20 protein-coding genes and 2 pseudogenes are annotated in these 23,832 nt (G+C 33.9%); 15 read left to right on the top strand and 7 right to left on the bottom strand.

Features of this window, described 5'->3' with window-relative positions; translation table 11 throughout:
• Nucleotides 1-54 precede the first annotated feature (54 nt).
• The 3 genes from ACQH3L_RS00330 (at nt 55) to ACQH3L_RS00320 (ending at nt 2,432) form a co-directional block, all read left to right on the top strand.
• A complete protein-coding gene (locus tag ACQH3L_RS00330) occupies nt 55-780 on the top strand; it encodes a lysophospholipid acyltransferase family protein (protein WP_010963063.1) in 726 nt (241 codons plus the stop codon).
• A 51-nt stretch (nt 781-831) separates the two neighbouring features.
• A complete protein-coding gene (gene rpsT, locus ACQH3L_RS00325) occupies nt 832-1,101 on the top strand; it encodes a 30S ribosomal protein S20 (protein ID WP_010081981.1) in 270 nt (89 codons plus the stop codon).
• An 80-nt stretch (nt 1,102-1,181) separates the two neighbouring features.
• Nucleotides 1,182-2,432 carry a citrate synthase gene (locus tag ACQH3L_RS00320; RefSeq protein ID WP_010081982.1) on the top strand — a complete coding sequence of 417 codons (1,251 nt, stop codon included), beginning with the start codon at nt 1,182-1,184 and terminating at the stop codon, nt 2,430-2,432.
• A 189-nt stretch (nt 2,433-2,621) separates the two neighbouring features.
• Here the strand turns inward: ACQH3L_RS00320 and ACQH3L_RS00315 are convergent.
• The 3 genes and pseudogenes from ACQH3L_RS00315 to ACQH3L_RS00305 form a co-directional block, all read right to left on the bottom strand.
• A pseudogene (locus ACQH3L_RS00315) lies at nt 2,622-2,806 on the bottom strand (IS4-like element ISWosp8 family transposase); the annotation flags it as partial.
• Between the two features lie 137 nt (nt 2,807-2,943).
• Nucleotides 2,944-3,902, bottom strand: a pseudogene (locus tag ACQH3L_RS00310) (transposase); the annotation flags it as partial.
• A gap of 296 nt (nt 3,903-4,198) precedes the next feature.
• Nucleotides 4,199-4,591, bottom strand: a complete 393-nt coding sequence (locus tag ACQH3L_RS00305; RefSeq protein ID WP_010963040.1) for a TraR/DksA family transcriptional regulator — start codon at nt 4,589-4,591, stop codon at nt 4,199-4,201.
• Nucleotides 4,592-4,697: 106 nt separating this feature from the next.
• Here ACQH3L_RS00305 and ACQH3L_RS00300 point away from each other — a divergent pair, with 106 nt between their 5' ends.
• Nucleotides 4,698-5,345, top strand: coding sequence for a heme exporter protein CcmB (locus ACQH3L_RS00300; protein WP_425384827.1), 648 nt, complete (start codon nt 4,698-4,700; stop codon nt 5,343-5,345).
• A 475-nt stretch (nt 5,346-5,820) separates the two neighbouring features.
• Here ACQH3L_RS00300 and trmB read toward each other — a convergent pair whose 3' ends face one another.
• On the bottom strand, nt 5,821-6,486 hold the full coding sequence (gene trmB, locus ACQH3L_RS00295; RefSeq protein WP_012673367.1) for a tRNA (guanosine(46)-N7)-methyltransferase TrmB: 666 nt from the start codon (nt 6,484-6,486) through the stop codon (nt 5,821-5,823).
• 139 nt (nt 6,487-6,625) lie between these two features.
• Between trmB and ACQH3L_RS00290 the strand changes: the two genes are divergently transcribed.
• The 3 genes from ACQH3L_RS00290 (at nt 6,626) to ACQH3L_RS00280 (ending at nt 8,985) form a co-directional block, all read left to right on the top strand.
• On the top strand, nt 6,626-8,278 hold the full coding sequence (locus ACQH3L_RS00290; protein ID WP_038199371.1) for a 30S ribosomal protein S1: 1,653 nt from the start codon (nt 6,626-6,628) through the stop codon (nt 8,276-8,278).
• Between the two features lie 29 nt (nt 8,279-8,307).
• Nucleotides 8,308-8,586, top strand: coding sequence for an HU family DNA-binding protein (locus tag ACQH3L_RS00285; RefSeq protein ID WP_010963035.1), 279 nt, complete (start codon nt 8,308-8,310; stop codon nt 8,584-8,586).
• Nucleotides 8,587-8,658: 72 nt separating this feature from the next.
• The gene (locus ACQH3L_RS00280) at nt 8,659-8,985 is read left to right on the top strand and encodes a cell division protein ZapA (protein ID WP_010082086.1); all 327 of its coding nucleotides are present in this window, start codon (nt 8,659-8,661) and stop codon (nt 8,983-8,985) included.
• Here ACQH3L_RS00280 and ACQH3L_RS00275 read toward each other — a convergent pair.
• Nucleotides 8,960-9,238, bottom strand: coding sequence for a succinate dehydrogenase assembly factor 2 (locus ACQH3L_RS00275; RefSeq protein ID WP_006279484.1), 279 nt, complete (start codon nt 9,236-9,238; stop codon nt 8,960-8,962). The genes ACQH3L_RS00280 and ACQH3L_RS00275 overlap by 26 nt on opposite strands.
• A gap of 99 nt (nt 9,239-9,337) precedes the next feature.
• Here ACQH3L_RS00275 and rseP point away from each other — a divergent pair, with 99 nt between their 5' ends.
• From rseP to surE, 8 genes are all read left to right on the top strand, one after another.
• Nucleotides 9,338-10,456, top strand: coding sequence for an RIP metalloprotease RseP (gene rseP / locus ACQH3L_RS00270; RefSeq protein WP_010082085.1), 1,119 nt, complete (start codon nt 9,338-9,340; stop codon nt 10,454-10,456).
• A gap of 8 nt (nt 10,457-10,464) precedes the next feature.
• Nucleotides 10,465-12,801 (top strand): outer membrane protein assembly factor BamA, encoded by a 2,337-nt coding sequence (bamA, locus tag ACQH3L_RS00265; protein WP_425384826.1) that lies wholly within the window; start codon nt 10,465-10,467, stop codon nt 12,799-12,801.
• Entirely contained in the window at nt 12,802-13,353 is a 552-nt protein-coding gene (locus ACQH3L_RS00260; protein WP_010082083.1) for an OmpH family outer membrane protein, read from the top strand. It begins immediately after the preceding gene.
• A 4-nt stretch (nt 13,354-13,357) separates the two neighbouring features.
• A complete protein-coding gene (gene fabZ, locus ACQH3L_RS00255) occupies nt 13,358-13,789 on the top strand; it encodes a 3-hydroxyacyl-ACP dehydratase FabZ (protein WP_010082082.1) in 432 nt (143 codons plus the stop codon).
• Between the two features lie 45 nt (nt 13,790-13,834).
• On the top strand, nt 13,835-16,717 hold the full coding sequence (locus tag ACQH3L_RS00250) for an FAD-dependent oxidoreductase (protein WP_425384825.1): 2,883 nt from the start codon (nt 13,835-13,837) through the stop codon (nt 16,715-16,717).
• A 303-nt stretch (nt 16,718-17,020) separates the two neighbouring features.
• Nucleotides 17,021-18,580: a proton-conducting transporter membrane subunit gene (locus ACQH3L_RS00245; protein ID WP_038228212.1), complete on the top strand. Its 1,560-nt coding sequence runs from the start codon at nt 17,021-17,023 to the stop codon at nt 18,578-18,580.
• Nucleotides 18,565-19,908 carry a signal recognition particle protein gene (gene ffh, locus ACQH3L_RS00240; RefSeq protein ID WP_095742798.1) on the top strand — a complete coding sequence of 448 codons (1,344 nt, stop codon included), beginning with the start codon at nt 18,565-18,567 and terminating at the stop codon, nt 19,906-19,908. The genes ACQH3L_RS00245 and ffh overlap by 16 nt, the downstream gene beginning before the upstream one ends.
• Nucleotides 19,909-21,209: 1,301 nt before the next feature.
• Complete coding sequence (surE, locus tag ACQH3L_RS00235) at nt 21,210-21,962, top strand: 5'/3'-nucleotidase SurE (protein WP_425384824.1); 753 nt, start codon at nt 21,210-21,212, stop codon at nt 21,960-21,962.
• A 20-nt stretch (nt 21,963-21,982) separates the two neighbouring features.
• Here the strand turns inward: surE and hisS are convergent, their stop codons facing one another.
• Entirely contained in the window at nt 21,983-23,209 is a 1,227-nt protein-coding gene (gene hisS, locus ACQH3L_RS00230) for a histidine--tRNA ligase (RefSeq protein ID WP_010963026.1), read from the bottom strand.
• Nucleotides 23,206-23,769, bottom strand: coding sequence for a NifU family protein (locus ACQH3L_RS00225; protein ID WP_022626407.1), 564 nt, complete (start codon nt 23,767-23,769; stop codon nt 23,206-23,208). Before ACQH3L_RS00225 ends, hisS begins: the two co-directional genes overlap by 4 nt.
• Nucleotides 23,770-23,832: the final 63 nt, after the last annotated feature.

Genomic DNA, 23,832 nt, shown 5'->3' with positions numbered 1-23,832 from the left:
TTTATTGTTTTTAATTTGTAATAAAGTTAAATTTAAATAAATTTATGTGAGTTTGTGATTTCAAGTTTATTGTTTAATTTCTTTCTTATATTATGGGAGGTATTCTATACTTTCATTACTCTCCCTGTAATTTTCTTTTCTGAGTGTGTAATAACCATTTTCCTCGTCTGTTCGGTGAGAGTTGTATTATTCATGCTGCGTTTATTATGTGGCATTAAATATGAAGTGAGGGGAATGGAAAACATCCCTAAGCAACCTTTTATCATTGCATCTAAACACCAATCTCCATTTGAAACATTTATTTTTATACTACTATTTAGAAAAGCGGTTTTTATTTTAAAACGTGAATTGAAATGGATTCCATTCATTGGTTTGCATCTTATAGCGCTGAAAATGATTTTTATTAACCGTTCAGATGGTATCAGTTCTATACGCCATATAATCAAACTAGCAAAAATGCGTATAAAAGAAAATAGAAGCATAATAATATTTCCTGAAGGTACAAGAACAACTATAAACCAAAATATAAAATATCAACCAGGTATTGCTGCTTTATATAGCGTATTATCTGTTCCTGTGTTACCGGTTGCTTTAAACACTGGTTTGTTTTGGCCAAAAAGCATACTTTCTCTGAGAAAGAATCCCGGAAAGGCAGTAATAGAAATATTGCCCCCAATATATCCTGGGTTAAACAAAAATGAATTCTTGCAAAGTTTAGAAAAAATTATTGAAGAGAGAAGCAGTAGATTAACCATAGGAAAAACTGATATTGCAAATTAACAAAAAAACTTTATAATTAAAAGAAAAGTACAGTATTTTAGGTATTAATATATGGCAAATCATAAGAGTGCTAAAAAAATGATAAAGGTAATAGCAAAGCGCACTTTAATAAATAAGATGCGGAAAAGTAAAACTCGCACTGCTATTAGAAATTTGGTTGATATAATCAAGTCTGGCGACAAAGAAAATGTTGTTCTGGCATTTCGGAATGCTGAATCTAATTTACACAAGTGTGTGAATAAAGGTGTTATTCATAGGAATACCGCTGCGCGTAAAATAAGTCGCTTAAATGCAAAAGTAAAAGCATTGATGACCGCTTAATACGGTTAATGTAAAGTTAACTGTATTAATATATACTCCTCAGTTTGTATATTCTGTATAAAATTTAAGTAGCTTAAGTGATGGATAAAAAAGTGCTATTAGAACTAAGTAATGGATTAAAAATCGAGCTACCTGTATTAAGCGGAACAACAGGTCCTGATGTGTTAAATATCAAGGATTTATATAAGATGACAGGATTATTCACTTACGATCCAGGGTTTGTTTCTACAGCTTCATGCTCTTCTACAATTACATTCATTGATGGAGATGAAGGAGTTCTTAAATATAGGGGACATAATATAGCTGATTTGGCAGAGAATAATAATTTTACTGCTGTGATTTATTTATTGCTCTATGGTGAATTACCCAGTTCAGAGCAACACAAAAAATTTCTTCTCAAAATACAAGAATCATCCAAAGTATCAGAGCAAGTTACAAATGTAATTAAAGCATTTCCAAAAACTGCTCACCCTATGTCAATCTTAGTTGCATGTTTTGCAAGTTTGTCAGCATCTTATCATGAAAAGCATGGCAACAATGTCAATGGTGAAGACCTAGATTTTGGAATTTCTGCAATAGCGCAAGTTTCCACAATTATTGCAATGATTTATAGGCATATCAACAATCAGGAATTCATAAATGCTAACAATGAATTAAGTTACAGTGAAAATTTCTTAAAGATGATATTTGGCGATGCTGTTGATAATGATAAAAGCGCCCTTTTTGCAAAAGCTCTGGATAAAATATTTACTCTCCATGCTGATCATGAACAGAATGCTTCTACGGCGGCTGTCAGATTGGTGGGATCGGCTGGTTCTAATCTGTTTGCAAGCCTCTCTGCAGGAGTTGCTACACTTTGGGGACCAGCACATGGTGGAGCTAATGAGGCAGTTATAAATATGCTAAAAGAGATAGAGCAAAGTGGAGATATAGATAAATTCATCGAAAAAGCTAAAGATGATAAAGATCCATTTAAATTGATGGGATTTGGACATCGTGTTTATAAAAATTATGATCCGCGCGCGCGTATATTGGAAGGCGCTTGCCATGAGGTTCTAAGTAAACTAGAACAAAATAATGAACTGCTTAAAATTGCAAAAAAACTTGAAGAAATAGCTTTAAAGGATGAATATTTTATCGTGCGTAAGTTATATCCAAATGTTGATTTTTACTCAGGTATAATAATGAATGCTATTGATATCCCCTCAAATATGTTCACGCCTATTTTTGCACTTGCAAGAACCACTGGTTGGGTTACTCAGTGGTATGAAATGATAAATGATAAAGAAACTAAGATCTGTAGACCAAGGCAACTCTATTTTGGTAAATAAATTTATTTTCACTTCATTAGACTTCTTGCATAACCCAAACTAAGTAGAAAAAAGGTGTCATCCGAGTAGCTGACACTGGTTCCTTTACGACGGAAGTGTCCAGAGGTGTCATTCCAGTCTGGAATCCAGAAAAAAGGATGGTGTCATTCCGTATCCGTTCAGCCAATGGCGTCAACTTAAGAACTTTCATTAGCAAACTCTCCTAAAGACATGATGGCGTTTAGGCTTATCTACTTTATTGCGGCTGTCCCGGTCGGATTTTAACTTTAGCGCGTATACTTAAAAAGGGCTTGAAAGTTTTTTGGCGCAATAAGTACCTGATAGAGTTTCTGCCTCATTACACCAAATAAAACTGAAAAATTTAAACGATACTCATACCAATTCTCATTATTAGTGAATCAAATAAGCGATATTGTAGAGTTATTTAATTGTGGAGTGAGAAAGAAAGGCAATAGTATGGCTTTTTTTCCATTGTTATCTATCCGTTTATTGTGCAGTGGGAATTGGTATCAGTAATTTGATATGGGTTCCAAGGCCCTTGTGCATCACATATATGAAGCGATAATATATTGCACATGACCAAGTTTGCCCAAAATTCTTGTAATACAGCCTCTCCAGAAAAATTCTCTAACTCTGCTCCTACTTTGAGTCGTTTATAGCACTCCTCTATGTGCCACCTTAACACATAAGCTTTGCTCCAAAGTCTCGGTCAAAAACTCTGTTTCTCAGTTGGCTAATGTCAGCACTATAACTCTTACTTTCTGTCCTTTCATTTTATTTTTTAGCTTTTCATTTTCTAATATAAAATCAAAATCTAATTCGCCAGCGTTCCCATAGCTTACTATAATTTCTTTTTTGCAAGCGAAAAATAAAATCTACTTCCAAATTATAATGCTGCTGAATGAATTTTACTGAAGACGATCATAGATAAATAATAATTTCTCTTGATTTAATAAACGCATTTGAGTGATAACTTCGGGTAATTGCTCTGCCGCCAACGTTTGTTCACCTATATTCCAAGCTGCAAGACGAGCACTGCAAATCAATGAAGTACACAAATCAACAAACAAATTGCCAATGGTGCCTGTTGTTCCATTTGGTTCAAACTCGGATACAATTTCCCCAGAGCTGGGTAATCTCATACCAGAACCATCTGCTGCAATAAGTCTATAGCCTCTCCAACTCAGGTTCATCCTGATAGGCTGTTTGGATGCTTAAATTCTTGAAAGCCTGTATGGCAAATCTTATATCTTGCTTTAGAAAAAGCTTGCTTTGAGGGTACATGTCAATGGCTCCATAAGTTCACATTCTATTCCCAAACTTTTTTTAACTAACTTTAAAATCATAGAAAATACTGTCGAAAAAGGAAGTTTTCTTGTTCGTGTAAAACTCAACACAATGGATTTTCTGAAAAGTTTTCGAGTATATTATATTTTTAATTTGTAGAATAAGGTTTTTTCCTTTTTGCATATTTCACCTAAAAAGGACACATTTTAGACTTCTTTGTTGAAATAAAACAGAAACAAAAGTGCTGTCCCTTGCACTCTTTGGATAATTTAATGATAAAAAATTTGGAGAGAAATTTTATACACAATCTCTGACATTTTTCCTTAAGTTGACGCCATTGCCTGAACGGATACAACTTAATTTTTAATCTGCAGGAGTCAAGTTGAGAATGTCCAATTTTCCACTTTCTTTATAGCATAACATACTTCAGCGCCTCTTGCTCCTCTTGAAGTCCAATGGGCTCACCACTTATGTGTAAATTAATCGTTAATGTTGTACACGTTCTTTTCTTTTTCTACTCTCTCTTGCTCTTCAATACAATATATAGCAAGCGGATTAGCTTTAAGTCTTTCGACTCCTATTTCTTCTCCTGTTCCATCGCAGTAACCGTAAGTGCCTAATTTTATTTTTTCTAACGCCTCCTTAATTTTTTCTTTTCTATCTTTTCGACGCTTGATTAATTCCTCGTTTCCACTATCTTCATCAGAATAGTATGTATCAATACTATTATCTTCTAGTTCTTGTTTCTCTAACTCAGCGAGTATTGATTGTAACTTTAAGCTGAAGTATTCCAGTTGTTTTACGCTCATATATTCTTCATCTTCTGAAGGAGTGTAATCTTCTGGTGACTTTATTTTTGGTAACTTTTCCATAATTGCATTATCAAAAAAATAATAAAACCTATATAATTTATGAACAAAAAATTATACTACCTCAAAGTAAACACTATAATTTATAATAAACATTTAAAAGCCTAGTATGATCGACTCAGTAAAAAAATTAGTAATAGATGATAAGAACTTTACCTATATAGTATGTATTTTTATCATAATGTTAAGTTTATCTTCATTTACACTTAAAAACACCAATAAACAAGAAGTTATGTTAACATTAACATGGATATGTGCTACATTTGTTTTGCAGATTTCTACAAATAATTTGTTTACATCTGATTATCATGATGGAATATTAGAGCAAATCTTTGTACAGCCACTCTCTTCTAGGCTTATAGTTGCTTATAAAATTTTCGCTCACTGGTTATTATTTGGGTTACCGATTTCAGTAATTTCTTCCATATTCAGCTTTGCAATTCTAGGCAATAGTATTGAACACTCAATAGCAGTTGGAGTGTCTTTATTATTTAATACGCTGATAATCACTAATATTTCAGCTACTGGAAATGCATTGATGATTGGTCAAAACAACTTAGCATCAGGAGTATCGCAAATTCTTGTTTTGCCAATGATAATGCCAACCTTTGTGTATTTTAAAATGCTAACTCAATTTGAAAATTTATCCTTGAATATTTATACACTACTAATCACCATCTTAGTTTTTGTTATTTTGATTGTTAACAGCACCATAACTACTCACATGGCACTAAAATTTGCTGTGGAACAGGATTGAAAAATCTTACTGTTATTCAGTAGACTTCTTGCATAACCTAGAAAAAAGGCAAATAGTTATTATAGATTTAGGTTTATCGACAATTTGAAAAACCTTCATTCCAGCATCCTTCCCTGTCATCCAAGTAGCCCTTCGTTGTCATCCCAGTGTCAAAAACTGGGATAACAGCTAACCTGACAACCGTCATCCCGCTACTTGTTAGCGGCTAAGAGATACCGTGACGGGATGACGGTTCGCGGTGGCATGACGATAAGCCTCATCATCCCGCTACGTGTTAGCGCCGCGGCGGTATGACGATTCGCAGCGGCATGACGAGAAAGGGGCTACTTGGATGATACCTTTTTTCTACTTAGTTTGGGTTATGCAAGAAGTCTATTCCTTCATAAGGAGAAGTAGTTAAAGGAATTTACTCTATTTCTCCCTCTTTTTTATTATTTTTAATCTATAGTTAACGTAAAAGAGATATGCAAAAACTCTATTGATCCATAGTCTGCAAATTATTAATAACACTTACTTTAAAGAACCTCACTTTACGCTGATCTTTGAGCGCTCTTCTGTGGTATTTTGTAAGAGTATAACTTGTGAAATCGTCTTCCCTATAGATTAAAGAGTTACACTGCTTTATATGTGATGCTATCCACTCTGCATAGTCCTGATGATCGGTTGCAATGAATATTTCCCCTGTTATAAGTATTTTTTTTGCTAATAAATTTAAAAATTCCGTATTAATTAATCGTCTTTTATTGTGACTTCTTTTTGGCCATGGATCTGGAAAGAGAATAAAGAATCTTTCAACACTGTTATCAGGAAAATTTGCAATCAATTCTCTTGCATCTTCTGTCCACATTAAAATATTTTTTATGTTCTGTATTTCTATGTTTGTTAGCAAGCGAGAAACCCCCTTTAAGTAGGGCTCACATCCTATAAATAATAGATCAGGTTCATTGAGCACCTGGTAAAGCATATTTTCACCGTTGCCAAAGCCTATTTCTACCCATATTCTTTTTTGTGAATTTACAATTTTCTCTATAGATTCCTTGCTGTTTTGAATAGAATATTTTTCCAATATTTCATCAACATCAGGTTTTAGCCTGGACCTTCTGGAGAACGATCTAATCCACTTGCTATTCTTAAATAGCATATTCTTGATACATATATAATTTTCTCACTATATTTTATATAGCTTAAACAATTCTCGAAATGAGTTAATGAAAAATTACTTGTCAATAATTGTTAATATTATATAATATATGAGTTCTAATAAAGTTTAAGTTAAAGGTATGAATAATAATAATCCAGTCGTAAATCTACCGGTTACTATCAGAAAGCTATCATCAAACAAATTTATAGAAGAGATATGTCAAGGCCAATTTGAGGATCAAGATAATACCTTGTTTGAAGATTCTTTTGTTAACAAAATTAAAGAAGGAGATGTGGTAGAAGGTGTAATTACAAGAATAAACCCTAACGACGTTGTGGTTGATATTGGTTTAAAATCTGACGGGAGAATTCTGATCAAGGAACTCGGTTGTAATGATGAGGTCATTATTGGCTCGAAAATCAGAGTTTATGTGGAAAGAATTGAAGATTATCATGGTAATGTTGTTCTTAGTCGTGAAAAAGCAATTAGGGACGAAAAATGGAATAAGTTGGAAGAAGATACAGTTACAAGGGCTGAAGTAAGCGGAGTTATTAAACGCTCAATTAAATGTGGCTTTATTGTTGATCTTGGTGACGGAATAAGCGCTTTTTTACCGCTGAGTCATGTGGATTTGAAGCAAGTAAAAGATGCGAAGCACCTTATTGAAACTGAACAAAAGTTCATCGTGCTTAAAATGGATAAGAAGCAGGGCAATATTGTAGTATCAAGAAAGCTGGTGTTAGAAAAATTGCACGCTGGTGAAAAAATTAAATTTTTAGAATCTTTAAATGAAGGCGATATAATAGAAGGGAAAATAAAAAGTATCACTCATTACGGTGTATTTGTCGGTATTCATGAATCAGATGTAGTGGGAGTTATAGATGGATTGTTACATATTACAGATATCTCTTGGAGTAGGGTAAGTCATCCGTCTGCAGTTTTTACTTGTGGTCAGACTATAAAAGTTAAAATTATAAAAATAGATAAGGAAAATGCTAAAATTTCCTTGGGTGTGAAGCAGCTAGAAGATAGCCCTTGGCAAGATGCAGAGTCAAAATATCCAGTTGATAGTGTGCATAAGGGTTATGTAACAAGCATAGAAGATTATGGATTATTTGTTGAGCTTAGACCTGGAATTGAAGGTTTAGTGCACTCGTCAGAAATAACTTGGGTTAAGAGTAATTTACCAGTTAGTAGTCTCGTAACAAGGGGACAAGAAGTATATGTAAAAATTCTCAGTATTGACATTGCTAAGAGTAGGATGAGTTTAAGCATGAAAAGGTGTGTAGACAACCCTTGGCAAGTATTTATCAATAAATATCCTCCTGGTTCTATTGTTTCTGGTGAAGTGAAGAATAATACCGGCTCATATGTATCTGTTGCTTTCGGTGATTCTGAAATAGATGAGAACGTAGAAGGGACAATATATGTGAAAGATTTTAGTTGGTCTAAAAATGGTTCAGATGAGATAAAGAAGTATAATGTAGGTGATAAAATAGAAGCAAAAGTAATAAGGGCTAACGTGAATCGGGCAAGAATTTATCTTGGAATAAAACAAATAGAGTATGATCCTCTTGAAGAACTGATAAAGAAAGTTAAGGTAGGTGATAAAATACAGGTTATTGTAGATAAGAGAGAAGATAATGGACTAGTCGTTGAAGTTGAGAACGATGTAACCCTTCTAATAGATCAAGAGCATTTACCCGAGAATAAAAAATTCTCTATATCAGAAAAAATAGAAGTTGAAGTATTGGGTGTTGAAGAATATAACATAGCATTATCTGCTAAGTGATAAGGTTTACTTATTTTGGCTTCATATAAATGGCAACAAAGTCTGATATAATAGCGAGGGTAGCAAAAAGACATCCTTTTTTAGATAAGATTGTTATAGCAGCTATAGTTGATAGATTTTTTGGGATACTTTCAAGCACATTGAAACATCATAATAGAGTTGAAATTAGGGGGTTTGGTTCTTTTTCAGTTAGAAGTTATAACTTGAAAGAAACAAGCCATTTAATGTTACAGAAGTTTACAAAGAATCAATACTTTAAAACATATTTTCGTAGCAGTAAAAAATTATCTGATTTGATAAATGAATAAAAATTTATACCATAAATAAGATGAAAGTAGGGGTTTGAGTTTATACTGTACGATAGAAATTTTTAGCACCATATGCAAGTAGTAGAAATAGTTATACGTAATAACACATATAAAATATCTTGCGAAAGTGGGAAGGGGAATCATTTATTACGCCTTGCTAATAGTTTTGACAAGTTAGTTAGTTCTGTATCTCAAAAAACTGGAGGTAAGGGTTCGGATGCATTAAATTTCTTACTTGCAGCACTAATTCTTGAGGATAAAATTTTAGAATTAACAAAGCGATTAGATGAAGTAAATCAAGAGCGCGAAAAGTATAGAAACGAGAAAAGAATAGAATATACTGAGGTACTAGATAAGGTAAATAAGATTATCACTAATCTTGAGTGCATAAAGGATTAGCTTCAATAAAGCAAGCAATTAAATTGACTATCTGACTATTCAAGCCAGGAGGGAGGTTTGTCTTACGAGTTATGTAACAATATAATTCGTAATCATCAAGATCAACTATTTTTTCGTATTCGATTAGTTCGCTTAAGGAAAATTTATCAAGATATTTCAATGCGAAATGCCCTAAAAGTATATCGGTTTCTTTGCAACCCCTATGCCAGCTTCTATATATTAATTTTCTTCTGAGTAGTGAGGTATCTGTCATTACAATTAAACTTTTTTTAATTTAAAAGTTAAACTAAATACTTGTCAAGCGAGGCGCATTTTAATATACTTAACATTTTGTTAAGATCTAAATATACAGGTGGAATTAATTTCTAATCTTATCCATCAATTTAGCGATGGAATATATTATTTTTTATCATTTTCTTTAATAATTTCTGTCATAGTATTCGTGCATGAATATGGGCATTATGTTGTTGCCAAAGCATGCAAAGTTAAAGTTGAATCTTTTTCCATAGGTTTTGGTCCTGAAATTTTTGGTTTTAACGATAAGTCTGGAACTAGATGGAAATTAAGCGTTGTTCCATTGGGTGGTTATGTTAAAATGCTAGGAGATACTAATGCAGCGAGTGTCCCAGCTGATCAACAAGAATTAACGGAAGAAGAAAAATTGTATTCATTTCATACAAAACCGCGTCATAAAAAAGCAGCAGTAGTTTTTGCAGGGCCTTTTGCAAACATGGTATTTGCTGTTATAGCTTTTACAATATTTTTTAGCATAGCAGGTTATTATCGCACTCCACCGGTGATTGAAAATGTAATCGAAGGTAGTGCAGCTAAGCAAGCTGGTTTGTTGCCAGGTGACACTATTACACAAATCAATGAGCATAAAATAAAATACTTTGAAGATATTTCACGTGTGATAATGTCGAATCCTAAAACAAGAATGGAGATTGAGTATAGCAGAAATAATGAGAAGCACAGGACCAGTTTAACTCCATTAATAATCAAGGACAAAGACGTTTTTGGCAACACAATAGAAAGAGAAACTATAGGGATTATTTCAGTCAATACATTAAAGCAGTCGTCTTTTCTTGGGGCTGTGAGCTTATCAGTAAGTGAAACTTACCACACTATGTGCTTAACGATTAAAGCTATCTTTCAAATTATTGTTGGTAAGAGGAGTGCAAGTGAAATAGGTGGACCAATAAAAATCGCAAAATATTCAGGACAATCAGCTAAAAAGGGATTTATTATGGTTCTATATTTTATGGCAATCATTTCAGCTAATTTAGCTGCAATTAACTTGCTGCCAATACCACTGCTAGATGGTGGGCATTTATTTCATTATATCATAGAAGCGGTTATACGTAGGGATTTAAGCTTGAAATGTCAAAAATATGCAGCTATTTTTGGTGCTTTAGTGTTGTTTTTGCTTATGGCAACTGGAATGTCAAATGATATTAGGGATCTTTTTTGAAATAAAATATGAAAAAGCTATTTTATATACTGGTAGTGGTTTTTATTTCTTTTCCTGCCCTGCTTGTTGCTTTAGGAACTGCGGAAAAAGTGCAGGTGAAAGATGTCAAATGTATTGGTAATGAGAGGGTAAGCAACCAGACAATAGGGTTCTATATAAAACTAAAATCTGGTGATTATATAAACGACGATGATATAGACTCAATTATAAAAGATCTATATAAAACAAAGTTATTTGCTAGTGTTAATGCTTACATAGATGATAAAAAAAATTTAGTAATAAAAATTCAAGAAAATCGACTGATTAACAAGGTAGTGTTAAAAGGCAATAAGTTATTTAACAGCAAAGAGCTGCTAAGTAATGTGATTCAATCAAAGTCGCTAACTATTTTAACTGAAACAAAATTGCAAAACGATTTAGTGAATTTAGTCACTACTTATAGAAATAACGGTAAGATTGGTGTTAAAATTGAATATGACCTGAATAAGCTTGATGGCAATAGAGTCAATCTAATTTTTAAAATAAAAGAAGGCAAAACCTCTAAAATTAAGGATATAAGATTTATAGGCAACAAAAACTTTTCTGAAAATGAGCTAGAGCAAGTTATCAAAAGACATAGTAATGACATATTTAGTAAGTTATTTAGAGCTATTTTTAAAGGCGGAAATCATTATTCACCGCAATATCTATTGATTAACACAGAATTGCTCGATCATTTTTATTCATCTAAAGGATATATTCAAAATAATATTCAACCAATTGTTGAGGTTGATAATAACAATCAAACAGAGTTAACTTTTTTGATTGACGAAGGACAGCAGTATTTATTTGGAAATAATGAGGTTAATATTGAAACTGAAATTCAGGATTTGAGCCTAAAAGAAGAAATATTGGATTTTATAACAGAGGAAAACGATAAGATATTTAATAGAGTTAAAATTAATAATACAGTAGAAAAAATAAACAAATATTTAAATGAGAAAGGATATATATTTGCAAAAGTTAATCCAGAGTATGCACAACGTGACAATGTTGTAGATGTAACCTACAGAGTGCTGCCGGGTAAAAAGATTTATATAAATCAAATTACAATTGATGGTAACGATCGCACTTTAGATAAAGTGATCAGAAGTAAGCTAAGTGTAGCAGAAGGTGATGCGTACAATATATCTGAGATTCAAAAGTCACGTAAAAAACTAATGAGTAGTGATTTTTTTGAAACAGTGAAAGTAAATAGTTATGCAATTAATGATAATGCAGTAAATCTTGACTTAAGTGTTAAAGAAAAAAACACTACTTCGTTGTATTTGGGAGGAGGTGTGTCTCTTCCTGGTGGAGCATTGATTAAAATTGACCTCAAAGACCGTAATTTATTTGGTACTGGAAAAGAGCTCTCTTTTGCTCTTGAAAAAAGTCAATACGTATTTTCTACTGATTTAGAGTTTGTTGAAAATAATTTTAACGATTCTGATACGTCACTAGGCATGGGTGTATTTTATGAAAAACAAGATAAACCAAACACTACTTTTGATAGTTGCGATATGGGATTTTTTACAAAGTTATCATATAAAGTCACAGAGAACTTAACTAATTCCCTTCGCTATTCTTATAAGTATAATCATATACACATGGATAATAAGGGTGGACAAGACACCGATATCTCTGAAATAATACTGGACCGAAAAGGTAAACATCAGATTTCATCAGTGGGATACACGTTGGCATATAATAAACTGGATAACCTCTATACTCCAAAAGAAGGGTATTTACTGCGCTTAAGTCAGGATATTTCAGGATTGGGAGGAAACGTGAATTTCCTGAAATCTGAATTCTTATCTTTTTATACGCACCCTATATTAAGCAAAATTGACGATGATATAACGCTACGCTTTAAGATGGCGGCAGGTCATATTTTTTCTTATACTGATGAAAATCTAAACATTGGCCAGCACTTTTTTAAAGGGGGTAACGAGATTAGAGGGTTTGACCTTTCCGGTATTGGACCAAGAGCAGAAGACAAAAATAAAAGCTCATTAGGAGGCAAAACTTATTTTAATCTAACACAGCAAGTGGATTTTCCTCTACCAAAACTATATGACTATGCTGGTATCAAAGGCTCACTATTTGTTGACTATGCAACACTTTTTGGCTTAGATGATAAAAATAAGAAGTATGAAGGGAAATACTATGATAGCAAGCTTGTGAGAGTGTCACCAGGTTTTGGCTTTTCAATGCTTTCTCCTTTTGGTAGACTTAGATTGGATTTCGGGTTTCCTTTAGTAAAGGAATCTTATGATATAATACCATCACCAAATGTTAAATTTTCTATTGAAGCGGGGATTTGAATGAAATATATACAGTTATTTATATCAGTTATTGCCTTAATTATTTCCTTATTTGTGGGGTATAAGTTTGTAGGATATCAACCTCAGAACACAAAGGCTGCAATTATCGATAGTGAAAAAGTCATCAATGAATCTCTTGCTCTGCAAAATATACAACAACAAATAAAGGAGCAGAATTCTAGATTACAACAAGAATTTGAAAATGAGTTAGAAAAACTTAAGCCATCAAAAGAAGAATTTGACCTTTTGTCAGAAGAAGCAAAAAAGGAAAAGACAGGACAATTTAATAAGCACACTGTAAATGTTAGAGATAATTATGCTAAAAAAATGTTACATTTAGAAGAAAGCTATAGAGAAGCAGTAGAGAGTGTTTTTAACAAGATAAAAGAAGTCGCTAAAAAAACGGCAGAAAAAAACAACATAGATTTGGTACTATTTATTTCAAAAAAGAACCAAGTTTTATACTCCATGGATGAAGTTGATTTATCAGATGTGGTATTAAACAATATAAACAAGGAAATACCTGAATTTGCTTTAAAAGGCATTGAATAGACTTATGCAATTTAATATCAGTGATATTATAAAAACACTACCACATTCTTATCCGTTTCTCTTAGTAGATAGAGTTATAGAGTGTGATCCTGGTAAAAGTATAAAAGCAATCAAAAATGTGACTTTCAATGAGCCATTTTTTATTGGCCACTTCCCTGGTCATCCGATAATGCCAGGAGTCTTGATAATTGAATCTCTAGCTCAGGCATCTGCTATATGTGTTCTAGGTAAAGAAACAATAGAAAATAAAGTTGTTTACTTGAGATCCATTGAAAATGCAAAATTCAGAAAGCTAGTTACTCCAGGGGACACATTGATTCTTCAAGCTAACATTCAAAGTGTGTGTTTAGGTGTATACAAATTTAGGTGTATTGCATCTGTTAGCGAAGAAAAAGTTGCAGAAGCAACAATCTCAGCAGTATTGCAAAATAAATAAAATCTTCATCTGTAAGAAACAGCATGTACACTTTATAGTATAGCAATGAAGCTGAATTTCAAAATCTCATTTTCGAATCTATATACTCGCAATGGATTAACAAAATTAGATGAGACATTTTTGAATTATATTAAATCATGTGATGAGAGCTTGTTTTGTTCATTAATTGAAGCAAGAGAAAAAGCAGCTTCTTCTTCGATGTTATCCCAGTGTCACCTCCCATCATCCCAGTGTCACCCCCCGTCATCCCAGTGCTTGACACTGGGATCTAGAAAACAAGAAGAACGGTCAGCTACTTGGATGACAGATAGCCAGCTCATTATAGACCTCTCATATTTACTTGATGAATTTATTGCAAAACTTTTTAATGTTGAAAAAGAAATAGAGGAGCTAAAGAAAAAGCACAACGACTTTGCTGTAATATATAAGTGCAAAAGATTATTTGTCCAACGCTATGCATTGAAGAAATACACTAATGTGGCGAATATAGATATTACTAACAAACTAAGTCATTTTCTCACTTTGCCAACAACAGAAAAAAATTTTGCTGAGCAGGTGATGCATTGGTTTGAAGATAAAGAAAATCACAAAGAGGAAATAGAACTTGCGGCACAATATGCAGTGTGGAGAGTAAAAAATAAACAGAGTATATTATTTAGCATACATAAAAAAATTGACCACGAAAACCTCATACCATTTTCTAAAAAAGAAGTAGACAAAGTTGAAGTGCTGTATTCAAATGAAGTAAAAAGACGATACGGTTTTGACCTAACAAGTGAAAAGGCTAGTTTAGATAAAGCATTGGATAATGCTCACTACTGCATATTTTGTCATAAGCAAAGTAAGGATAGCTGCTCAAAGGGGCTAATTAATGATGACAATACTTTCAAAAAGTCTCCACTTAGAGTTGAACTGCACGGCTGCCCACTAGAGCAGAAAATATCAGAAATGAATCTGGTGAAAAGCGAAGGGTACAGCATAGCAAGTCTTGCAATTGTGATGATAGATAACCCATTATGCGCGGCTACTGGACACAGAATATGCAATGACTGCATGAATTCGTGCATGTATCAAAAACAAGAACCCGTAAATGTGCCAGCAATTGAAACAAGGATTCTGGATGATGTGCTCAGTTTACCGTACGGATTTGAAATATATTCTCTGCTCAGCCGTTGGAATCCTTTAAATTTTCAGCGTTCATTGCCAAGAGAAAACACCGGAAAAAACGTTCTAGTTGTAGGCCTTGGTCCTGCTGGTTTTAATTTAGCTCATCATTTGTTGAATGATGGGCATAACGTTATCACCATTGATGGACTAAAGATTGAACCTTTGATCGATAATTTCCAGCTAATTAAAGATTTCAAACACGAAAAATTGAGTGAACGCACGGCAGGAGGGTTTGGTGGGGTGGCAGAATATGGCATTACTTCTCGGTGGGATAAGAATTACTTAAAGATTATTAGATTACTGCTGGAAAGACGTGAGAATTTCGTACTTTATGGAGGCATTCGTTTTGGTGGCACGATTAATGCTGATGACGCGTTCAACTTGGGTTTTGATCACATCGCCCTAGCACTTGGCTCTGGTAAGCCACGAATGATCAAAATAAAAAACATACTAGCTCGTGGAGTACGCATGGCATCTGATTTTCTGATGTCGTTACAACTGACTGGCGCTCTTAAATTTGATTCTATAGCAAATCTGCAAGTTCGTATGCCGATAGTTGTCATAGGGGCGGGGCTTACTGCGATTGACACTGCCACTGAAGCTTTAGCGTATTATCCAATTCAAGTAGAAAAATTTCTTCTTCGTTATGAGATATTAGTTGATAAGTATGGAAAGGACTGTGTTGAAAAAGATTGGACAGAAGAAGAGCGCGAAATTGCGAATGAGTTTATATCGCACGCACAATTGATCCGAGAAAAGCAAAAGTTAGCAAAAAAAGAGAATAGAGAAATAAAAATATTAGAGTTAATGCAGAGCCTCGGGGGAGTGAAAGTTATATATAGAAAAGAGCTAAAAGATTCACCAAGTTATCGATTAAATAGCGAAGAGGTGCAAAATGCACTGTCAGAAGGAATTTACTTTATTGAAAACTTAGAGCCAGTTGAAGTTGTGACGGATAAATATAACCATGCTGAATTAATAAAACTGATAGACACAAAATCCGGCGAAATCAAACGTATAAAAGCACGTTCTATTTTTATAGCAGCAGGTACTGAGCCAAATACAGTTATTGCAACAGAAGATAAAAAGCATTTTAAATTAAGTAATGGGTATTTTACTCATTTGAATTCATCAGGAAAAGAAATAGACCCAATATTTTCTCCTAAAATGCAAAATAAAGATAGAATATTAGTGTATAAGCAAGGCAATAAAACAATCAGCTTTTTTGGTGATCTTCACCCTTCGTATAGTGGCAGCGTCGTGAAAGCTATGGCAAGTGCTAAAAACGGCTACCCTATTATTTCTCAGCTTTTGAGTGGAGTTAATAGCTTCGTTTCTGTCATTCCAGTGTGTGATGTTGTGGGCCAGAAAAAAAATGCGTGGTCAAGTGTTGAAGACCTGGCTAATAAAGAATTATTTAATAGAATCAAAGAGCAATTCACTGCAAAGGTTATAAAAGTTCAATATTTAACAGACAAAGTTGTGGAAATAGTGATCAAAGCACCACTTGCGGCAAAGAATTTTAAGCCTGGGCAATTCTTTAGATTGCAAAATTTTGAAACCAATGGCAGAAAAGCCAATAATACAAACCTTGCTATGGAAGGTATAGCCGTAACCGGCACTGAAGTAGACAAAAAAAAAGGAATTATTTCCACTATTGTGCTGGAAATCGGCGGCTCCACTAATTTATGCAGACACTTAAGAGAAGGCGAGCAAATAATTCTTATGGGCCCAACTGGCAGACCTACTGAGGTTTACTAAGTCTCAATATTAAAGTGATGCCAAATTTTATTTCAAAAAGTAAATAATTTACTAACGCTCGTGCACAAATTAAAAATAAATTATGCACGAGTGTAGCGTTATGAATTAGGAGTGCTATATTAAAGCTTACCTCACTATTAAAGCTATCGGTCAGATTAGATTTTTAATCTAATCTGACCGGTTTCTCTATAACCCTCTAAACTCTGATATAATTATATGATAATTAGTTTAATTAGTGGTTAATATGCAAATTGATTTTATTCATATATTGAGATAGCATAAACCATATTGGTTTTAATTATTGTGCAACTTTATAAATCGTCACTGTTACTTCTACTGACTGTATTAATAGTTATAGTCCTAAAATTACCTGAAAATTTGAGCATTGCAGTAAATTGGTCTCTCCCAATTCTAGATTTTGATTTATCTTTTCGTACCATACTAATATCTTTTTTATCAGTTGCATTTTTAGCTGTTCTACCAGCACAAAATTTGACTTTTTCAGAGATGCTATCTTTTGCTGCTTACACTATTAGTTCACTTTATGCAGTTTTATCTGAACATATGATATTGGTTATAATATTCTGTGAATTAATGACCATCAGTGCATTTTTTATTATCGCAGCTAGCTGTAGAGATAGTGGACCTGCAATAAGGTACGCTTGTGTACACTTTTTCGTTGGAGTTATATTAATAGCAGGATTGGCACTTCAAAGCACTAACCTGATAATTTTGGGTTTATTGATAAACTGCGCTTGTTTTCCTTTTTCATTTTGGGTTGTTGATGCATATCCTGCTGCATCGCTACATGGCACCACATATCTCTCTTTATTTACCACTAAAGTCTCTTTTTTAGTGATGCTTTTACACACTTATAACCTATGGCAAGATTGTACTGAAATATTAGCGCTTGTAGGCGCCATCACTGCAATTTACAGCATTATATTTGCTTCTCTTGAGCAAAATATTCGCAGATTTTTATGCTATAACGTTGTAGGACAAATGGGCTTGCTGATTATTGCAGGAAGTTTGCTCAGTCCTTCGGAAAAAGCAATACCAATTTTGATACTGCATATAATCTTCTCTCTTGTTTATCAATCATTATTGTTTGTGGTCAGTAATTCGATTATTTCACAAACAAAAACAATTAGTTTTAATGGAGTGGGTAAACTGATGTCAGTGGAAGGCATGTGTGCTATAATCGCAATACTTACAATGGCTGCATTTCCTGGAACCGTTGGATTTATCAGTAAATCATATATCACAGCTGAAATTGAAATGAACACTGTTGCCTTAAAAGGGTATAAAAATTTATATAAGCTTCTAAATTTGCTGCTTCATTTAAGCGTGGGGCTAAAGTTTCTTTATTACTTATTTATTGCAAAAAGTAAGTCAAAACCTTTAGCAGAGAGAGGAAGCAAAATGACTATGATTATTTTAGCATTTATATGCGTAATCGCTGGCAATCCTTACTTACCTATTTACAATAAACCTTCGATTTTCGATTTTGTGTACAACACAAAAAATATTTGGTCGCAATTTAATTTATTACTATGTACCACTTTATTGTTTATTCCTTTACGCAAGTTATTTTACCCGAGAGTAAATTTTAAAATGGATGTTGATTGGATTTTTAGAGCTTTCATACCCTATATTATCTTGCTGTTCAATCAGTTAGTCTCTAAAACTAGAGAAATGTTTGCCAGCGTAGTGCAAAACTTGACTAATCCACTTGTTGGTTTATACTTTAATAATATTACTAAACTTAAAGAAGTGCTGAGTTATAACTCAGTGAGTTTTGTTTCAGCTTCTTCTCTCTTTTTAATGAGTATTCTACTAATGCTATTATGTTTAAATCGTTAACTGAAAGTTTAAATTCTGTATTTAGTAAACTGAGAGGAAAGTCAATCATTTCTGAAGATGATTTTAATCTTGCCATGCGTGAAATACGCATAGCCTTAATTGAAGCTGACGTTTCACTTGAAGTTGCAAAAAAATTCATCAACGACATTAAAGATAAAGTGATTGGGGAAAAAGTCATAAAAAGTGTTTCTCCAGCACAAATGATAATTAAAATTGTACAGGATAATTTAGTTGCAGTTCTCGGATCAGAGAAAAGTGACTTAAATCTAGCAGTTAAACCCCCTGCTGTGATTATGATGGTGGGCTTACAAGGTGCAGGTAAAACAACTACCTCAGGAAAGCTTGCTTTAAAACTAAAAAAGCAAAAGAAAAAAGTGATGCTTGCCTCTTTAGACATTTATAGGCCTGCTGCCCAGAAACAACTTGAAGTGCTAGGTAAACAAATAGATGTGCAAACTTTACCTGTAGTAATAGATGAGAAGCCCATTACAATTACAAAAAGGGCAATAGCAATAGCAAAGAACGATAATTATGATGTATTAATACTAGACACTGCAGGCAGGCTTCATATTGACAATAATATGATGAATGAGTTGAAAGCCGTAAAGGAAATAGCTTCACCTGCAGAAGTTATTTTAGTAGCCGACGCAATGATAGGCCAGGATGCGGTCAACATTGCCAAATCATTCAATGAGGTAATAGGTGTAACCGGCATTATTCTCACCCGTGTTGATGGTGATGCACGTGGTGGTGCTGCTCTTTCTATGAAAATGATCGCCGATTGTCCAATTAAATTTATTGCTTGTGGTGAAAAATTAAGTGACCTCGATGATTTTTATCCCGATAGAATTGCAAAAAGGATACTTAGCATGGGTGATGTTGTCTCATTGGTTGAAAAAGCTGCTGAGATTGTTGGTCAGGAAGAAATTGATAAGTTACAAAAGAAAGTGAAAAAAGGTAAATTCGACCTAAACGACCTAGTGGGAATGTTAAAAACTCTGAGTAAAATGGATGGCATTAGCAACATAATGAAATTCATTCCTAGTTCATTTACAAAAAAGCTAAGTAGCAGTGTGCCAGATGACAATAAAGTGAAAAAATATATAGCCATCATAAACTCAATGACTGAAAAAGAAAGGCAAAATCCAGATATTTTAAATGGCAAAAGAAGACTTAGAATTTCTAAGGGGTCCGGAACAACTGTAACTGACATTAATCTTCTAATTAAGCAGTATAATCAAATGAGCTCTATGGTAAATAAGTTCAGTAAAGTTGACCATAGTAAACTCAAAGAATCTGATTTGATGGATATGCTAAGCAGAAAGTAAGTCAGCAGGTAGTGGAATGAGACAAATCATCAGTAAACCTTTAGCTATATCAAAAGCGGCTTAGGTCTCGCAAAAAAATTTACAGCTTCTTGCTAGCCAAGAAATTTATTATTAATTTTAAGAAATACTATAGCTGACCCAAGCAACACGTCATACCGCCGCGGTATCTCTAGATCCCGCTAACACGTAGCGGGATGACGAGGCTTACCTTATCGGATTGTTTCAACACGTCATACCGCGATTCATTCGCGGTATCTCATCCGCTAACAAGAGATCCCGCTAACAAGCAGCGGGATGACGAGTTACTATACCGCTGCGAACCGTCATACCGCCGTGGTATCTCTAGATCCCGCTAACACGTAGTGGGATGACGATTGTCAGGGTAGCTGTCATCCCAGTAGCCTCTTTCTCTTGTCATCCTAGTGCCCTGACTACTTGGATCCAGGAAACTTAATTGCAAGTAATGCATTGGGTTTGGTGAGTATGGGTTTTGCGTTATAGAATGAAGCACTTTTTGTGAATTTGTAAAGAAAACTGGATCCAAGTAGTCAGGGCACTGGGATGACATCATCCTTTTTTTTGGATTCCAGACTGGAATGACAGCAGTCCTACGTCATACCGCGATTCATTCGCGGTATCTCTAGATCCCGCTAACAAGCAGCGGGATGACGGTTGTCGTTTAGCTATAAATATTTAAGAAATTTACTAAACAGAAAAAAAGGCAAAAGAAGCCCCGTGGTTGGCTAATTACTTACATTATACTTTCAAGTATGGCGTTTTTTTATTCTAAACGCTTAATAACCGCGACTCAGCTGCTTTTAAATGCAACTAACCTTAGCTATAAATGTTTAAGAAATTTACTAAACAGAAAAAAAGGCAAAAGAAACCCTAGGGTAGCTAGTTATTCACTATCCATTTTTTAAGTTGGCGTTTTTTTATGTTTTAAACGCTTTATAAGCGCGTTTCAGCTTATGTAGGTAGAAGTTTGATAAAGACATAAGGTGCACATAGTGCAAAAAATTAAACATGAGAAGCCAGATACGTGAGTTTTTTTGTCATTTAATCTGTACAGAGAAGATAAATAAATAGCTTCAGTTTCATGATAAGGGGGCTGGCGGAGTTTGTCAAGTAAGTTTTTTCGTTTCTATTGTAATGACAGTTATGGCCTGTGCAAGAAATCTATTGATTTACAGCAGGTTCTTTGTTACAGTCCACAGTTATGCAAAGAAACTTAAAGCCTCATGAGTTTATTTACAGCCAGTGGTTTACATAATTTGGAGCTGTATAGCTGAGTATTGTATATGATAATATTGATAACAAACGATGATGGCTTTGGAAGTGAAGGAATAAAATTACTCAAAGAGGTTGCACGGAATTTTGCGTCAGAAATATGGATAGTGGCACCAGATACTGATAGAAGCGGAGCTGCAAGATCTCTTGATTATCCAGTGAAACAATCTATTGGAATAAAACAACATAGTGAAAGGGAATTTAGTGTGTCTGGTACTCCTGCAGATTGTGTCATTATTGCGCTAAATAAAGTTATGAATAAAAAACCAGACTTAATATTGTCCGGAGTAAATATTGGATCAAATGTCGGGGACGATATTTGTTATTCAGGAACAATTGGTTCTGTAATGGAAGGTGCTGCAAGGTCTATACCTTCTATTGCGCTGAGCCAAGTTTATCATGATAAAATAGACTGGCACAATACAAAGGTTTTTGCACCAAAGGTTATTGCCAAGCTAGTTAAGGTTGGTTGGCCTAAAAACATAGTGATGAGTGTAAATTTTCCTGCTACGGAAAAAGTAAAAGGAGTAGAATTTGCTGAACAAGGTGAATATAACATTGATGGGGATTTAACTTTTACTGAAAATTCGAATGGCTCTTTTAGCTTAAATTGGTCTCGAGAGCACTCAGGCAGTGGTAGTATAAATAAAATAAAAGAAGGATTTATTACTATTACACCGGTAAAATTAGATTTTACAGATTATGATACTTTGAATACTATGAAAAATTCTTGTGCAGACGAATTTTCTTCTATAGCTGACTGAGAAAAACATTTGCATTGCTCCTAATAGATATTTTCTATTGTGTTATCGCGAGCAATTATTTTTTCTTCACCTGTATCCATGTTTTTAATCTTTAAAGTTTTACTACTCAATTCTTCATCGCCAAAGATTAAAGCAGCTTTAGCATTTGCTTGATTTGCTTTTTTCATTCGGGTTCTGAGCGTTCCGCTATATTCATAGATTACATATAAACCATTTCTGCGCAATTCATTTGCAAGTGTTAAAGCATGTTTTTCAGCCTCTCTACCGATTGGAATTAGGTAAATAGGTCGCTCTTCTTTCGGAGAATAATTGATTAACTCCATTATGCGCTCAATACCCCCTGCAAATCCTATTGCTGGAGTGTGTTTTCCACCTACTGAAGATACTAAATTATCGTATCTTCCACCGGCAAAAACTGCCCCTTGTGCACCTAAATCCTCTGTAACAAACTCAAACACTGTGTGGCAATAATAATCCAAACCTCGAACTAGTTTATTGTTTACGGTATAAGGTATATCAAGAATTGTTAATCCATTTAGTATTTGTTCAAAGAAATCTGAGGACTCTTTCGTATAATAATTGCTGATTTTAGGCGCATCAGAAATTATTGATTTATCTTTCTCATCCTTGGAATCCAGTATTCTGAGTGGATTTTTGATCAACCTATTTTTGCTATCTTCTGATAGATCATTTTGATACTTTGTAAAGTATAAGATCAAAGCTTCTCTATATTTAGTTATTGTTTCACCATCACCTAAAGAGTTGATTTCCAGCTTTACATTTTTATTGATGCCAAATTCAGTTAGTAAGTGCTGAGCGAGTGATATCAATTCAATATCAGCTTTTGGATCTTCTATGCCAAAAACCTCAAAATTTATCTGATGAAATTGCCTTTGTCTTCCCTTTTGCGGTCTTTCATAGCGAAATGCAGGTCCTGTTGAGAATAATTTTATCGGTGTTTGCAGTTTTTTTTCAATGAGTAGCCTGACAATCGCTGCAGTGAACTCAGGACGTAAAGTTATGCTCTTTCCCCCTTTATCATTGAAGCTATACATCTCTTTAGTGATGATGTCTGAGCTATCACCTAAGGTTTTTGTAAAAACCTCCGTGCACTCAAATATTGGAGTTTGGGCGGGCAAAAAGCCGTATAAACTTGAGATTCTGTTTGCTGTTTGCTCTATGTATTTAAACTTGTACCATTCATCAAACAGGAGATCTTTTGTTCCTCTAACCGTTTGATTAGTCATAGTGTGGTCTCTATACCTGCAATCTCTGGTATGTGGTAGCTCAGCATATTTTGCACTCCTTGCTTTAAAGTAATTGCAGCACTTGGGCATCCAGAGCAAGCTCCTTGCAACTCAACATAAACTATTCCATCTTTATAGCCACGAAATTTGATATCGCCACCATCTTGAGCAACTGCAGGTTTGATATGACTTTCCATCAATTCTTTTATTCTATTTACAATTTCTATATCATTTTTATCAAAAAATTCTTCATCTGGATCATTCACTTCTTCTTTATCTAGTGCTTTTCCACCAGAAGTAAAGTGATTCATGATTGTAGTTAAAACTTCTACTTTTAATATATCCCAATTAATTCCATCCAATTTTGTTACTGAAATAAAATCATGACCGAAAAATACTCTTACCACATGCTCTATTTGAAAAAGATTTGCTGCTAGTTTAGAATTTTTTATCTCATTCGCATTTGAAAAATCAGCAGTTTCTCCTTCGTTTAAAATTTCAAATCCAGGAAGGAATTTTAGCGTATTTGGGTTTGGTGTTTCTTCAATCTGGATGAACATGTTATTTACCATGACAATTATAATTGTTACTATTTAATCATAAAATGATAAAAAAATATACAT

This window comes from Wolbachia endosymbiont (group A) of Sturmia bella, from assembly GCF_964030905.1.
Classification (GTDB): domain Bacteria; phylum Pseudomonadota; class Alphaproteobacteria; order Rickettsiales; family Anaplasmataceae; genus Wolbachia; species Wolbachia pipientis.
This window is presented reverse-complemented; position numbering and strand designations above follow the sequence as displayed.